This is a genomic window from Paenibacillus agaridevorans (assembly GCF_003112455.1).
In the GTDB taxonomy this organism is placed as follows: Bacteria; Bacillota; Bacilli; order Paenibacillales; family Paenibacillaceae; genus Pristimantibacillus; species Pristimantibacillus agaridevorans.
In genome coordinates, this window is sequence record NZ_BDQX01000013.1 from 1 (window position 1) to 15,730 (window position 15,730).

Annotated in this window: 10 protein-coding genes; 7 read left to right on the forward strand and 3 right to left on the reverse strand. The window is 54.3% G+C overall.

The annotated features are described in order from the left end of the window. From PAT3040_RS00735 to PAT3040_RS00755, 5 genes are all read left to right on the forward strand, one after another. Positions 1-988, forward strand: a 988-nt coding sequence (locus tag PAT3040_RS00735) for a right-handed parallel beta-helix repeat-containing protein (protein WP_146200329.1), incomplete at its 5' end; no start/stop codon positions are given. A gap of 5 nt (positions 989-993) precedes the next feature. Continuing rightward, on the forward strand, positions 994-1,944 hold the full coding sequence (locus PAT3040_RS00740) for an ABC transporter permease (RefSeq protein WP_108991131.1): 951 nt from the start codon (positions 994-996) through the stop codon (positions 1,942-1,944). Between the two features lie 18 nt (positions 1,945-1,962). Continuing rightward, positions 1,963-2,841, forward strand: coding sequence for a carbohydrate ABC transporter permease (locus PAT3040_RS00745; RefSeq protein WP_256975978.1), 879 nt, complete (start codon positions 1,963-1,965; stop codon positions 2,839-2,841). A 70-nt stretch (positions 2,842-2,911) separates the two neighbouring features. Then, complete coding sequence (locus PAT3040_RS00750; RefSeq protein WP_108991125.1) at positions 2,912-4,525, forward strand: extracellular solute-binding protein; 1,614 nt, start codon at positions 2,912-2,914, stop codon at positions 4,523-4,525. A 113-nt stretch (positions 4,526-4,638) separates the two neighbouring features. Next, positions 4,639-5,241, forward strand: coding sequence for an SGNH/GDSL hydrolase family protein (locus tag PAT3040_RS00755; protein ID WP_108991126.1), 603 nt, complete (start codon positions 4,639-4,641; stop codon positions 5,239-5,241). 714 nt (positions 5,242-5,955) lie between these two features. On the opposite strand, the gene PAT3040_RS00760 is transcribed toward PAT3040_RS00755, so the two are convergent. From PAT3040_RS00760 to PAT3040_RS00770, 3 genes are all read right to left on the reverse strand, one after another. Beyond that, the gene (locus PAT3040_RS00760; RefSeq protein WP_108991127.1) at positions 5,956-11,142 is read right to left on the reverse strand and encodes an S-layer homology domain-containing protein; all 5,187 of its coding nucleotides are present in this window, start codon (positions 11,140-11,142) and stop codon (positions 5,956-5,958) included. A gap of 242 nt (positions 11,143-11,384) precedes the next feature. Then, positions 11,385-12,338 (reverse strand): hypothetical protein, encoded by a 954-nt coding sequence (locus PAT3040_RS00765; protein ID WP_108991128.1) that lies wholly within the window; start codon positions 12,336-12,338, stop codon positions 11,385-11,387. 73 nt (positions 12,339-12,411) lie between these two features. Next, positions 12,412-13,293: an AraC family transcriptional regulator gene (locus PAT3040_RS00770; protein WP_181376367.1), complete on the reverse strand. Its 882-nt coding sequence runs from the start codon at positions 13,291-13,293 to the stop codon at positions 12,412-12,414. A gap of 164 nt (positions 13,294-13,457) precedes the next feature. On the opposite strand from PAT3040_RS00770, the gene PAT3040_RS00775 reads away from it, so the two are divergent. Then, positions 13,458-14,354 (forward strand): sugar phosphate isomerase/epimerase family protein, encoded by an 897-nt coding sequence (locus tag PAT3040_RS00775; protein WP_108991130.1) that lies wholly within the window; start codon positions 13,458-13,460, stop codon positions 14,352-14,354. Positions 14,355-14,373: 19 nt separating this feature from the next. Then, positions 14,374-15,408, forward strand: a complete 1,035-nt coding sequence (locus PAT3040_RS00780) for a Gfo/Idh/MocA family protein (RefSeq protein WP_108991132.1) — start codon at positions 14,374-14,376, stop codon at positions 15,406-15,408. The last annotated feature ends 322 nt before the right edge of the window (positions 15,409-15,730 follow it).

Below are 15,730 nucleotides of genomic sequence, written 5' to 3' on the forward strand. Positions count from 1 at the left end.
ACGCTGCATCTCGGCGACGGCGGACGGCTGCCATATCAGCAACTCGCTCGGCTCGTTCCTTATGGAATATTGCGATTTCAGCGGGAACGGGGACGATTGCCTTAATATTCACGATAATTCCGTTCAGAACTTCGAGCGATTGGACTCCAGGAGCATCGCGATCGGTAACGTATTTCCATGGCGCAATCCCTTCGCGCTGGGCGATCCGGTGGAGTTCCGGCATCCCGATCTATCGCCAACGGGCGTCACCGCTACGGTTGCCGATGCGGATTGGGATGAGCGCGGACAGCGCTGCGTGCTGACGTTCGGAGAAGCCCTGCCGAGCGACTTGTCGGCGAAGTCGATTTTATTCAATCGCCGCTACAATTCGGGGCATTATGTCGTGCGGCACAATTTTTTCCACCATAACCGGGCGAGGGGAGTACTGCTGCATGCCTCCGACGGATTGGTGGAGCATAATTACTTTTACCGCAATCAGGGGCCTGCCATTCAAATCGAATGCGGGGCGGAGGCGCGTTGGGCGGAAGGGTTTGGCGTCGATAATCTCACGATACGAAACAACCGGATCGAGAGCTGCGACGTCAACCATTGGAGCATGGCCGTCATCTACATGGGCGTCTATCTGGAGCAAGGCAGAACCCGTTACCCTATCTTCCGCGACATCGCGATCGAGCGCAATACCATTGTGGATTGCCCTCAGCAAGCGGTTTTCGTCTCCTCGTGCGAGCGGGTGGCTATTCGCGGCAATGCCTTGCTCAACCCTAACGCGGGTCCGCCCAAAAGCGATCAAGAGGGCGATGCCAACTGCGTGCCGAACCGCAGCTTGTATCAGGGAACGATCATGGCGAGCCACTGCCGCGAGGTCGTCATCGAGCATAATCGCCGCATAGCTGTCGCGCCTGCCGCCGATGACCGCATATGGGTCGAAGCCGATTCGGCGGGTTCGGTGGAGATTCGCGGCAATCACGGATTTCTGGAAGTCGGGTGAAGGAGATGCAAGCGAAGATAGCCAATCCGAAGACCGCTCAGCCGCTTAAGGCTCCAAACGACGTGTGGCGCCGAATTCTCAAATACAGGATGTTGTACGTCATGGTGCTGCCGTCCGTCGCGTTTCTGTTTATTTTCCACTATATCCCGATCTATGGCGCTTCCATCGCGTTTAAGGACTTCTGGGTGACCAAAGGCATTCTTGGCAGCCCGTGGGTCGGCTTCGAGCATTTCGAGAAGCTGTTCCGTACCGACAAGTTCTGGCAGGTATTCCGCAATACGATCGAAATCAACCTGCTTCGCCTCGCCTTCGGTTTTCCGGCTCCGATCGTGCTGGCGATCCTTCTGAATGAAGTGCGGAACAGGCTGTTCAAGCGATCGATTCAGACGATTGTTTATTTGCCTCATTTCATTTCGTGGGTGACGATCGCGGGCATTATTTTCACCTTGCTATCGAACGAAGGATTGGTCAACAAAGCGATTATCGCTTTGGGCGGCGATCCCGTCAACTTTCTGACCAGCAACGGCATGTTTCGTCCGCTGCTCGTCCTCTCCGGCATCTGGAAGGAGGTCGGATGGGGTACGATCATCTATCTGGCCGCGCTGGCAGGCGTCAATCCCGATCTGTACGAGGCGGCGACGGTCGACGGCGCGAACCGTTTCAAGCAAATTTTGCATATCACGCTTCCGAGTCTGCTCCCGATTATATCCATACTGCTCATCCTGAATTTCGGCAGCATGATGAACGGGGGGTTCGATCAGGTATTCAATCTCTACAACACGATGGTGTACGAGAGCGGCGACGTCATCGACACCTACGTCTACCGGATCGGCCTGACGCAAGGCGAATATAGCGTGGCGACGGCAATCGGACTATTCCTTAACCTGATTAATTTCGTCTTGCTCGTAATCGTCAACTGGACGGCGAAACGAATCGGAGGACAAGGCATTTATTAGAAAGGAGGACAACGGTCCGTGGTTAGATCCAAAAGCATTTCCGGCACGATATTCGATACCCTAAACATTCTATTTATGCTGCTCCTGGCGGCCGTGACGCTGTATCCCTTCTGGCATGTGCTTATCGGCTCCATCATGCCCTACGAAGAATCCATCCGCTCCGTTATCTATCTATTCCCGCAGCGGCCGACCTTCGAAGCGTACCATTACGTGTTCTCCAAAGATACGTTGGTCGGCGCCTTGCTTGTATCGGTGTTCGTCACGGCGGCCGGGATGCTGTATCAGCTGTTCATTACGGCGATCACGGCCTATCCGCTAATCAAGCAGGATTTGCCGGGCAGAACGTTTATCTTTATGTATATTATTTTTACGATGTTTTTTGGCGGAGGATTGATACCCTATTATCTCCTCATCAAAAGTCTGGGGATGGTCAATAGTCTCGCGGTCATGATCATTCCGGCGGCGATCAGCACGTACAACATGATCGTGCTCAAAACGTTTTTCCAGAACATTCCTTTGGAGCTGGAGGAATCGGCGAAAATCGACGGCGCGGGTTATATGACGATTTTTTTCCGGATTATTCTGCCGCTGTCGGTACCCGCCCTGACGACAATCGGATTGTTCATAGCGGTGGGACAATGGAACAACTGGTATACGCCGATGCTGTTCCTGAACGACAAGGATCTATGGCCGCTCGCGATGGTGCTGCGGGATATTCTGATCAACAACAACATGGAGCTGACCCGCGGCGGCAGCTACGTCAGCCAGGAGTTTATGCTGGGCGATACAATCAAGAACGCCGTCGTCATCGTTTCCGTCGTGCCGATCATTATCGTGTACCCGTTCATTCAGAAGCATTTCGTGAAAGGGGTGATGATAGGTTCGATCAAAAGTTGAACCTTCTTTTGCAGGTTGAACCTTATGCGGGGGCTTGCTATTCTACTAATTAACGGGGAGTTGGACAAGCATGTTGAGCACAAACAAAAAAAGCGGAAGAAAATGGATGATTCCGGTGTTGGCCGTATTGACATCGACCAGTCTACTGGCTGGCTGCGCCGGCAATAACAACGGCGTCGCGACGCCGTCGGCGAATACAACGCAGACGGATGGAGGCAAAGGAAACGGATCGGAGCAGCAGGCAGCTCCGGTGGAGCTGTCCGTATTCAGCTGGATGTTTGAAGGAGCCGACGCTCCGGATTCGATCATCTATCAGAAGCTGCAAGAGAAGCTGAATATCAAGCTCAAGCCGATTACGGCCTCATGGAACGACTGGGAGGAGAAGCTGAATGTCATGATCGCGTCCGGCGAGATGCCGGATGTGTTCATCTCTTACGGAATTGACCGTCCGGTGCAATACCGTCAATGGATCAAAGAGGGCATGCTGCTGCCAATCTCCGACTACGGAGATCAATATCCCCATATTCAGAAGTCGCTCGATAACTTTGAAGCATTGGCCAAAACGACCGGAGGCATTCACTACTCTCTGCCGGTCTACAACGAAGCGGGCAGCGACAAAACGGCGGTCAGCGGCCATAACATCCTGATCCGCAAGGATTGGCTCGATAAGCTGGGGCTGCAGGTGCCTCAAACGATTGATGAATTCAAGCAAGTCGCGGACGCGTTCGCGAATGGCGATCCCGACGAAAACGGCAAAAAGGATACGTACGGGTACACATCCAGCTCAGGTGGCGTTTGGTGGCAATATCCGATTTTCAACGCCTTCGACACAAGCACGGATCGTTGGGAGTTGAAGGACGGCAAGTGGATGCCGGAGGTCATCTCCGACGAGACGAAACAGGCTATCGAATTTTTGAACGCCATGTATGCGGACAAAACGTTAGATCCCGAATTTATGCTGAATACAGACGACAAAAAAATCGAGAAGTTCGTCACCGGCAAGGTCGGCATGATTGTTCATAACGCCAACGCTACGCTGTATAACGACATTTACGGTAAATTCGAGCAAGCTTACCCCGATCGGGATCCCAAATCCGTATTCACCTGGGTCGGTACGTTGAAAGGGACAACGGGCCAGCAGCGCATGGATGGCTTCAACAATTTCTGGTGCGTGACGTCGATTAACTCCGGCATCTCCGAAGAGAAGCAGAAGAAAGCGCTGGAACTGCTGGACTATCTGCTGTCGGACGAGGGACAAGATCTGATGCTGAACGGCGTTGAAGGCGTCCATTACAAGAAGGATGGCGACGCGATTGCTCCGTTGATGTCGGATGAAGACCGCTCCAAGGATAAAGCGTTTTCGCTGAAGGCGCTTGTATCCTGGAACACCGACTTCTTGCCGGACAGCACGCCGAACAAGGAAGACATCATTGCATTGTCTCGATCGACAGGCGATTATGCCGTCCCGAATCCGCTCGCTTACCTGAATATCAGCGAAGAGACGCTGGATCCCAGCCTCTCCAATCAACTTAATGATTTCGTGAACGAATCGATTGTCAACTTGATCGTGGAAACGGGCGATGTCTCCGCCAAATTTGACGACTTCAAGGAAGCCTGGTTGTCCAAAGGCGGCGACAAAGTCATCGAAGAAACGAATAAGCAAGCAGAAGCGGAAGGACGCTAAGCGGGCGAGGAAAAATCCGGACACAAGAGTTTGTCCGGATTTTTTCCTGTAATCGCGGGTGTCGATTCAAGTGACAGAAAAACAATAAGCGAACGTAGGGGAGCGCAACAGACATGGAGCTGGGACAAGACCAAAAGTTGTTGTTTATTGGAGATAGCATTACCGATTGCGGAAGGGAAAGCGACCCCGAAGGGCTGGGCGGCGGTTACGTCCGCATGATTCGGGATTATTTGTACGTGCGGCATCCGGAGTTGACGCTCCAATGCCATAATCGGGGCGTCAGCGGCGAGACGATTATCGATCTGAAGGCGCGTTGGCAAGAGGATGTTATCGCGATGCGGCCGAATTGGCTGACCGTGTCGATTGGCATCAACGACGAATGGAAGGAAGTATCCATCGAGGAATATCGGCGCGCCTACGAGGAGCTGCTGACGGAGACGAAGGGGAAGACCGGGGCGTCCTTGATCCTGATGGAGACCACGATTATATCCGAGAATCCACATGACGGGAAAAACGAACGGCTGAAGCCTTACAATGCGGTCATCCGTGAAACGGCAGAGCGCTTCAATGCCGTACTGGTGCCGCAAAACCGGCAATTCGACGACTATTTGCGGAAGCAGCATGGCAAAGTTCTGACGCTTGATCAGGTGCACATGAATTCAACCGGCAACTGGCTGATCGCGCTGAACTGGCTCAAAGCTTGCGGATTGGCGTAACCAGGAGTAGCAGCTCATACCCACGAGAAATGGAGCTGTCTCAAAAGTATGATAGCTCGCTTGATGAAATAGCTCATTTGATGTATGAAACGTCAAAAATGAAGAAATGGCGGTGCTAGGGCGTTATCCCTTCACCGCCATTTCTGGCTTTTGGTCTATTGCCGCCTTTTTGAGCAAATTGCGAGCGAGCTAAAGCCACCCGACCTCAAGGCCTTACCTTCGGCAGCCGCAAAGTCGTTATTGTTGCTGCTAAGAGCTCCATAGTCGTTAATAACGCCTATGGGATGTATTTGTTGCTGTTACGAGCTCCATAGTCGTTAATAACGCCTTTAGGGTGTATTTGTTGCTGTTACGAGCCCCATAGTCGTTAACAACGCCTATGGGGTGTATTTGTTGCTGCTACGAGCCCCATAGTCGTTAATAGCGCCTATGGGGTGTATTTGTTGCTGCTACGAGCCCCATAGTCGTTAATAGCGCCTATCGGATGTATTAATTGCTGTTACGAGCTCCATAGTCGTTAATAGCGCCTAACGGATGTATTAATTGCTGTTACGAGCTCCATAGTCGTTAACAACGCCTATGGGGTGTTGCAGTGGGTCGGTCAAGGAGTGGTATCCTGACCGACCATTTTCGTGTCTAGCTGTGTGAACTGTGTGCATTACTGTCTCGCTATTATTTTTATATCTTTTGGGACAGCCCAAATTCTCGTTCGTTCTATGGATTGAAGGCGCGGAGCAGATTGTAGACGAGTTGTGCGGCCTCGGCTCGCGTGGCGTTGGCTAGCGGCGCGAATATCCCGTCGGCACGTCCTTGCATCAGCGAAGCTTCACTCGCGGCGGTCACGTACGGCCTCGCCCAGGAGGGAATGTCGTTGGCATCGGCATAGCCGGCAACTTCGGCGTCTGCCGTACCGCCTGTCGGAAGGCCGATCGCCCGCACGATCATTGCGGCCATCTCGGCACGACTGATCGGCTCGTTCGGCGCGAAACGCTGTTCGCCGCGCCCGGCGACGATGCCGGCTTCGACCGCGGCGCCGACCGCGTCCGCGTACCACGCCTCCTGCGCTACGTCCGCGAACGCGGTGGACCGGACTGCGGGCAGCTGTAGGGCCCGCACGAGCAGGGCGGTAAATTCGGCGCGGGTCGTCTGGCCGCCGGGCTTGAAATCGGTATCGTTAATGCCGAATACAATATGTTTGGCGGCCAACGTCGTTACCGCCTTTATAGCCCAGTGAGCGGCTTGAACGTCGTTGAACGTTTTGCGATATTCCAGAACGGCGTAAACGCCATTGTCCGAAATGGCCGCGGTTATGGATCCGTCGGCAGCATCGACGTTCCCTCCGACATACAACCATTTTCCGGTGTCCGGATCATAAGCGTATAGTCCTAATAAATCTTCGTCAACGGACAGACTTTCGTCGAATGGCAGGCTCAAGATCGCGTCTCCGCGAGCAGGCTTCGCCTCCACGCGTTCGCCGTCAGCCTTGACCACAACGATGTCGATCCGCAAGAGCGGGCCGGCCGCTTTAAGCTTGGCATGGTCTTGGGCTGCCGGCACGAATATATTCGGTTGATTCTCCAGCGGAACGACAGAGACCTCCAGCCTCGCTCCGTCGGTGCTCCCCGCCAGTCGCAACAGCTCGCGCAGCAAGGAAGGTTGGATGGATAAGGAAGCCCGCTCCAGCTTCAACTTGAGCGGATTGTCGGCATCCAGTTCCGCTAAAGCTACGGAAACGACGTTTTTGCCCTCTGCGCCATGTCCGGTGCCGTCGCCATCGTTATCGCCCGCATTGCCTCCACCGATCCCGCTATCGGTACCGGAACCTCCGGAAACGGCGGCTGCCAGACGCAGCTCGTTCGAAGCGATGCTTTCGCCATAGCCATTGTAGGCCAGCACGCTAACATAATAGGTTTGCGGCAGCGAAAGGCCGGCGAGCCTCAAGCTGGTCGCTCCGCCTGCATCTACGGTTGTCGTGTACGTTCCGCTTGAAGTGCCGTAACGTACCGCATAGCCGGATGCGCCGTCCGAGGCTGTCCATTGGATGGATAAGGTGCCGTCTGCCGCCGAGCTTCCGGTTGCGACCGGAGCGGCGAAGGCGGTGCGCATCGGCAGCAGGTAGCCGAACAACTCCGGCGACTTGCCCGCGCCGATTCCGCTGTTGTATTCGATCCAGCCGTTGCGGGCATCGGAGCTGTCGGGATTGACGACGGTTCCGTCGCTGTAGTTGGCCAATATCGAGATTCCCAGTTCGGAACCTGCTTCTGCCATAACGCCTTCCGGCAGCAGCTCCTGCCACGGAATCGCGATTTCATAGCGGGTTACGCCGGCAGTCTCGTCCCGGACGACCGCGAGCTCTCCGGCGGTAAAAGGACCGCTTGTCTTGCCGGCTACGGCATGGTAACGGTATGCCAGCGCGCTGCCCCCGTCGGTCAAGCCGAAGGCGAGCTCCGTATAGCCTTTGGCGCCGGGTTTGCTGCCGCGCTGGGGATCGACGGCGATCTGTATGCTGGAGCCCTTCCACAGATCGGACGCGCTTGAGATGGGCAGATGGTGTTTGTTTTCCCGAACTTCGACAGCCAAGTACAGCTTGTTTTCGTCCCAACGTGTGGAACCTTTCGCCGTCAAGACATCGGCGGACCAGCGGTTGATGAAGCCCGCTTCGATCTCTCTGACTTGATCTTGCTTGTCCATCGTGAAGCCTGGGGCGGCTGCATCCCATTCGCTTAGATCTCCGTCGATAAGCGGCGAGGTCTCGGCATAAAGGCTTCTGAGCGCCCGAGTCTGCTTCTCGATCGTAATCGTCTCGGACTCGTGCACGAGGCCCGAGGCATCGTACACGCGGTATTGAAGCGCATGTTCTCCATTGCCCAAGCCGTCCAGCGTCGCCGCGAACGGGGAAGCCTGCAACTCCCGCGTCAGGCGTCCGTCAACGTAGAGTTCCACCTTGCGGATATCGTCGATGCCGGACAAATACGGTCTTGTCGCCATAGAGGCGGTCGTGATGTAATCGCCGTCCCGCGGCGCAAGGAAGCTGACCCGCGACGGTTTGACGACCGGGGGAATGACGTCGCCCGTCGTGACGCTCGCAACCGCGGAAGCTTCGCCGAAATAACCATTGCTGCCTTCGGCATTCACCTTGTAGTAGTAGGTCGTGTTCGGCTGCAGGTTTTCCCGATCCTCGAAAGACGAAGTATACGATTCGCCGACCATGTTGGCGTAGGCCGGTTCGAAGTCGGGCTGCGTGTCGCGATAAATATTGTAATGCGAGATGCCTGGGCTTTGCTCTTCCGGTGCCGTCCAGCTTAGCTGCACATAGCGGTCGAAGGCGGCGACAAGATTGCCCGTTGCCGCAGGCGCGGTTTCGTCCAGCGGACGGACGCTAGAGCTAAGGTCGTACCCCGTCGCTTCCTGCCAGGCGGCAAGCGTATCGTAGGCGTTCCCGTTCAGGATTGAGCGGAAGGACGCTTGCGGGCTGTAAATGCGGTTGCCATCGATCGCGCTGACGATCGTATTCGGTCCGATGCTGAATACGTCTGCACTTGCCAGATTCGGCCGAATGACGATGTTGTTGTCCCGTATTTCGTTGCCCGTCCATGTGCCATGGGGATTGGAGGCGGTGTTGACCGCGCCGGTGCCGTCCACATCGACGATAATCATATTGCCGGCGACCACGACGTTGTGAAGTCCGGTCGACAGATCCGGTCTGCCGGTGAAGTTGCCCAGCGCGATTTGCCCTCTACCGTTAGACTGCTGCGCCTGGTTGCCCTCCACGCGGTTCTGGATGATTTTGGCGCCGTTGTTGCTCATCGTGGTCATTCCGTTGCCTTTGTTGCCGTGCGAATAGTTGTATTGAACCGTAATATTGTCGCAATACCAGTCCACGTTGATGCCGGCACCGTCGTAGCCGGACGAGGCGTCCTTCATGTTGTAGACCTCGTTGAAGCGGATGACGGAATCGCGAGAGGCGATGAACCATAGACCGCCCGGTCCCCAGGTGTCCGTGCCGAGTCCTCCGTCATGCACGACATTCCGCTCGATCGCCGAATCGTGGGCATTCTGGACGACGATTCCTTGGCTTGCCGTTCGGTAAACATGGTTGCCGACGACGTTGACGTTGCCGTACAGAAGCTGCGAGCGAAGCTCCTCGTTCCTTTCGACATCCCATCCTGTCGTCGTGATGCCGTACCAAGCTACGTCGTGGACGGTATTGTTCGCGATCGTAAGGTCGCGCGCCACTTCCTTGCCGTCCGTCCCGGGAACCATCGCGGAGATCATGATGCCGTTCGTGTTGCTGTCGTAGGTGTCGCTATATACGTCGTTGTTTTCGATCCTGACGTCCCGATGGAGGGCGGAGTTATCGTAATGCAGCTGTATGCCGGCCGTAATGCGGTCCCAGGATTGGCCCGAAGACGCGATAATATGAACGGACAGCCCTTCGATGACCCAGTGGCTCAGGTTGTAGCCCGTAACGACGCTGCCGCCGTTCGGGGCGTTCCAACTGACAACGGGCTTGTCCCCCTCGCCGTAAGCGCCTATGGCAATGGGGTTGCCCGGCTCGCCGGAGCCGCGCAGCACGAGCGGCTCGTTCCAGCCGTCGCCTGCTTTGAGCAGAATCCGGTCGCCGGCGCGGAAGGTGCCGTTATTGATTTTGTTCAGCGTCCGCCATGCGGTACCTTCGGTCAGACCGTCGTTATCGTCGTCACCCAGACTCGAGCTGACATAATAGACGGTATTGCCGTCCGAATCCACCGGCACGGTTACGCGGCTTGCCGTGACGTTGTCGTAGCCTGCCGTCGCCTGCAGCGTCATCAGGGCAACCCCGCCGGCCGCGAATGCAGAGTCCGAGGTCTCCAGAAGCTTGGCGCCGTCAATCTGCAGCGTCAGCTTATCGCCGGCGGCCACGCCATGCCAGTCATAAGAACGACCGGGCTCCATGAAGAACGGCGTCTCTGCCAACACGATATCCGAGTCTCCGCTACGCTTGACGATCTGCGCCGCGCCATCGCCTGAGCTGTATCTCATCCAATAGCCGTCCCCCGAAATTTGCCGCCGCAGGAGAATGCCGACCGAGCCGTCTTGTCCGGCTTCCTCGAGCGCTATATGCGCCCTCAGCTCGTAATGGCTCCAGGAAGCTTCTCCGGCATAGACGGTTCCGCCGGTCATTTCCGTCTGGGCATACACGTGGTTGATGCCCGTCCCGGTCACGCGAACGTTATCGACTTCGACGGAAGTATCCCAGGTCGCGAGCGCGATTCGGCCCGATAGATAGGGGGAATCGTCGTCGCTTGCGGTCAACACCAACTCGTCGTTGCGATACACGCGGAAGGTGTCGCCGATCGCTTCCACCTTGATCCGCACGTAAGCGGACGTTTGCAGCGAGGGGCCTTCATAGGCCGATACCCAGCTCTGAACGTCGCCGTTCTGCTTCATTATGCGAATGTAAGATTCGCTCATGTACAGGTAGTAGAAGTGCTGGCTGTCCTGGTAGCGGAAATCCATCATCGCGCCTGCTCCGTTCAGCAGCTTGATATCCGCCTCGTAGGCGTAGTCGGTCCAGGCCGCGTCGCCTGCCGCCAACTCGGACGCGCCTCCGGCGCTTTGCCGATAAGCGGTGGCGGCGCCGTCCGTTACGGGTGACCAACTGCCGCCGTTCAGGCTCCATTTGGCAGCGTTTCCATTTTCGAAGTCATCCGAAAACAATACGGGAGCCGCCCCTTCTTGGACGCTCCATTGTCCGCTCTCGACGGTCCATGTCGCAGACGGCCCATCGTCGAAATGGTCTTGCAGCAGCAGGGTCGACGCTTCCGCGATCCCCGGCTTGATAGCCAAAGGCAGGCTCATAAGCGCGACCAAACAGGCCAGCGCCGCCAGCAGTTTGCGGCGATAAATCAAACTTCTCATGTTGAATGTCCCTCCTAAGATTCGTCGTTCACCTCTAACTTTAGCATTGGGATATCGCAACGAGACATGTGTTTATTCGGACAAACTGCATGTGGTTTTATATGATGTTGTAAAGTAGCTGCACTACAGCCCAAAATATTGCAGCCCGTCCGCGTTCATTCATTCATTTTTTATAAACGAAATGAATGGTACCCGAACGACAGGGCGGAGATAAATCTCCGCCCTCTGGCCTACCGTGTATATCATTCATATCTGTATCCGTCTTTGAACGTTATGACCAGTCGGAAGCTGAGTTGCTTGGCTTTCGCAATATCTAATTCCAACTCGGGATAATCTTTTCCGAACTTAATGGTATGCCGGAACGAATATTGGGGATCGGCGCCGGGCTTCAGCTTTTCAAGATGGTTGTCTTTCGCGAATTGTTCCAGGCTAACGGACGAATCAATGGATCCGGAAGCAATCGCAAGATTGTACTTATCTCTGATCTGATTATAATCGCCGATGCTCTCCATGACCTTCTGCGTCACATCGATTTCATCATATGGCTCGTTGCCGTACCACACCTGTACATAGACGCGTTCCATCTCTGTTTCCGCTATGCCCAAATTCTTGACGGCAAAGCTAAAGTCCGCATCCAATTGATCCTTTGACGTCGATGTGCCGCTTTCGCTCCTACTTACACGGTTTGCATAAAAATCGTCATAGAGCGGAAGTCGCTGCTGGTTCACATTCATTTTTCTTTGTCCATTCGCCGGACTTTGCTCCCATACCTCAAATTCGTAATTATGCTCCAGCGACAACTCCAGCTCGGTTCCGTATTTCAAACCGCTTTGTTCAACCAACTCGGCTTCCCCCGACGGACCGCCTTCAGCGCTATAAGAAATCGAGATTTTCGATTCGGGAGACACTTCCTTTAGAGTGACTTCCAGCGCCAAGCTCGCCCTCTTCCGTACGGCATCGTATTCGCTCACTGTATAGTCGACATGGTCGATACGATCGTCTTGAGCTTCCAGCACGCGGCTTACTCCATTAACAATTTGACTCTCCAAGGACATGACATTATTGCGCATGTTGTTCAATTCCGAGTTCACGTTTGTCTGGACATTACTAATCTTTTTATTTAAGGAATTTCCGAAATAGACGACAGCAATCAAATTGAATACCAGTAATACGATAACTGCTTTTGTTTTGTCCAAGGGCGGCCTCCTTCTTCCCTCACTCGAGCCAAATAGGTAATAAAATATTTTTCGGAAATACCAACCAGATCTTTCACGAGGTCTGGTTTTTTGCCTTTCTCACCTCCGAAGGAGAAACTCCTTTTATTTGCTTGAACAGCTTGGAGAAGTAGTTCAAATTGCCGAATCCGACCCTGCTTGCCGTCTCCGTCACGTTCGCGCCTTCTCTGAGCTGGCGTTCGGCCATGTCCATGCGCAAGCGATTGACGAAGTCCACGTAAGTCCGCCCTGTCGCGGCTTTAAACACGTTGCAGAAGTGATAGGGCGTTAGATTGACCATGCGCGCTGCTTCCGAGAGGGGGAGCTTTTCGGCATAGTGCGTTTGGATATAAAGAATCAAGCTCTTGAAACGTTCCATGCGCTTGTCCAAGAGAGCCGGGGAATCATTGCTGCTTAGAGGGTAGCAATACCGCGACAGCAAGCTGAATAGAAGGTGAACCTGCGCTTTGACAACCAGCTCGTAGGCTCTTTCCTTTCGTTCGAATTCCTTGATCATGCCTCGGAATATTTCAACGATCGGCCGGACTCCTTCGCCATCGTCCAATTGGACGGGAAATCTCAGCGACCCATCCAGGTAAGGGGACACGTAGCGCTCGTGGAGCGGATCTTGGAAGGGGCTCTCTAGCAGCGACCTGTTAAATACGAGAGACCAGTATTGAATCTGGCAATCCGTTGCGGCATACCCAACGTGCAACCCGCCGCTTGGCACAATCAGGAGGGTGCCGGGGCGAGCCTCGTACTGCTGGCGGTCAATATGGAAGCAGGCCGAGCCCTCAGCCATGTAGATGATTTCGAAGTGCTCATGCCAATGCAGATACAATACGGTGCGGCCGGCTTCTCCGGAAGGGCTGAAATTGCGGAACATATTAACCGGATATAAGCTGTCGCTGAGGTTCGTGTTTTCTCTTAATTCCATTGGGTAAGTCATGCCGGACGTTCAGTCCTCTCCAAGCCTCGGGCAGAGACGGGAAATCTTAATTTCGGTTAAATAAACCGCAAGATTGTATAGAGAATATACATGAAATTGCGGATATACTCGGTTTATAAACTCATTCTATCTCAAAAAAGGAGTAATAATCAATGATAGGAAAACATGCAGGATTACGGATTGGCACGATGGTTGGCGGCGGCGATGCCGCAAGAGTCATTCCGCAAATCGCGGTGCATGGATTTGAATCGTTTAATTTAACTTTCTGGCAGACGACGGGGACACTGGATCTCAAAGAGACGGCCAAACAGGTAAGCGAAGCCATCGGAGAGAAGGATATCGTCATATCCGCTCTCAGCGTGTTCGGCAATCCCTTGACGGGAGAAGGGAACAACGCCGATACGCTGGCAAGCTGGGAAAGGCTGATCGACCATGCGCATCTGTTCGGCGCCGATATCGTCTCCGGATTCACGGGCAGGCTGACGGACCAATCCATTGACGAATCGATCCCCCGCTTCGCGGAAGTATTCGGCGAGCTTGCCCGGCGCGCGGAGGATCGAGGCGTGCGGCTTGCTTTCGAGAATTGCGATATGGGCGGAACTTGGGAGACCGGGGATTGGAACATCGCGCATAATCCGATCGCCTGGGAGAAAATGTTCAATGCGGTTCCGCACGATAATGTAGGATTAGAGTGGGAGCCGTGTCACCAAATGGTCAGTCTCATCGATCCCGTTCCGCAGCTCCGAAAGTGGGCGGAAAAGGTCTTTCACGTGCACGGAAAAGACGCCACCATCGCCTGGGACGTCGTACGCGAATACGGAATCCACGGTCCTAATCCTTTCGTCTGGCATAGGACGCCGGGTTTCGGCGACACGAACTGGTCGGATGTCATTACGATTCTTCGGCAATCGGGATATCAAGGCACGATCGATATCGAAGGCTGGCATGATCCCGTCTACAAGGGCGAATTGGAGATGACGGGGCAAGTGCGCGGGTTAAATTATCTGAAGAGCTGCAGAGGCGGAGATTTTGTCGCTAATCCGCTTTAATTCGCTTATTAAAGGAGGAATCGAGTTGAGCTATAAAGTAGTGGTAGCCGGTTGCGGCGGGATGGCCAACATCTGGGTGAAAGACGCGTTGGCAAGAAAGGATACCCAAATTGTAGGACTCGTCGATATTCGGCTGGAGTCGGCCCAAGCGATGGCGGAACGTCACGGGTTAAGCTGCGGGCTTTACACGGACGTTGCCGAAGCCTTGTCGGAGACGGGAGCCAATCTCGTGTTCGACGTTACGATACCGGCAAGCCATTATGCGGTATGTTCCACGGCCATGCGGCACGGGGCCAACGTATTGGGCGAGAAACCCATGTCGGAATCCATGGAAGAAGCGCGCGAGCTGGTTGCCTTGTCGGACCGAACGGGACGATCTTACGCGATTATGCAAAACCGCCGCTACAATGCGCCGATGCGGTCCATGCGCCGATATATTCAGGAGGGGGGCGTGGGGAGAATCGGATATGTCGGAGCCGATTTCTTTATCGGACCGCACTTCGGCGGATTCCGCGATGCCATGGATAGCCCGCTCATTCTGGATATGGCGATCCATACGTTCGATCAAGCGCGATATTTGACGGGGAGCGATCCCGTGTCGGTATTCTGCCACGAGTACAATCCTCCCGGCTCTTGGTACACAGGCAATGCTTCGGCAGTCTGCATCTTCGAAATGTCGGATGGCACCGTGTTCGCGTACCGAGGGTCATGGTGCGCGGAAGGAGCTCCCACTTCATGGGATGCGGTTTGGCGCATCAACGGAGAAGACGGCACGGTGGTCTGGGACGGACACGGCGATCCTTATGCCGAGATCGTCGTCGCTAAGGATCAGACCGGCAAATTCATGAACGAATTCAGCCGCGTGACGCTGTCGGCGAGTAGCGAAGGCCGCTCAGGGCATGAAGGATGTTTCGACGAAATGTTTGCTTCGCTTAAAGAAGGCAGACAAGCGGAGACGGATTGCAGAGATAATATTAAAAGCATGGCGATGGTGTACGGTGCCATTGATAGCGCCCGGACGGGAGTAAAAGTTAGTCTTAGCGATTATTATTAAACAGTAGAAAAAAGCAATGACGCGGATCGGGCGTTGCCCGGAATCCGCGTCATTGCTTTTTTTAGAATGCTGATGAAGGGAATTGAGCCCCGTACGCATTACGAGTGCGTTGAGGTATGGTTTTATAAGTGTTTTTAAAGTGCTGTAAGAACTTAAAAGCCAGTAAATTAGGCACTTAAGTACCTCTAAGTTCATTAAGGTATTTCTAAGTCGGTAGATGAAATGGTAGATGAAATGTCATAAATAAATATGATTTCGAGTTCTTCATTCTAACGGGAGACGATAGTTCATTCAACATTAGGCCGCTCGATCTGACAGAAGT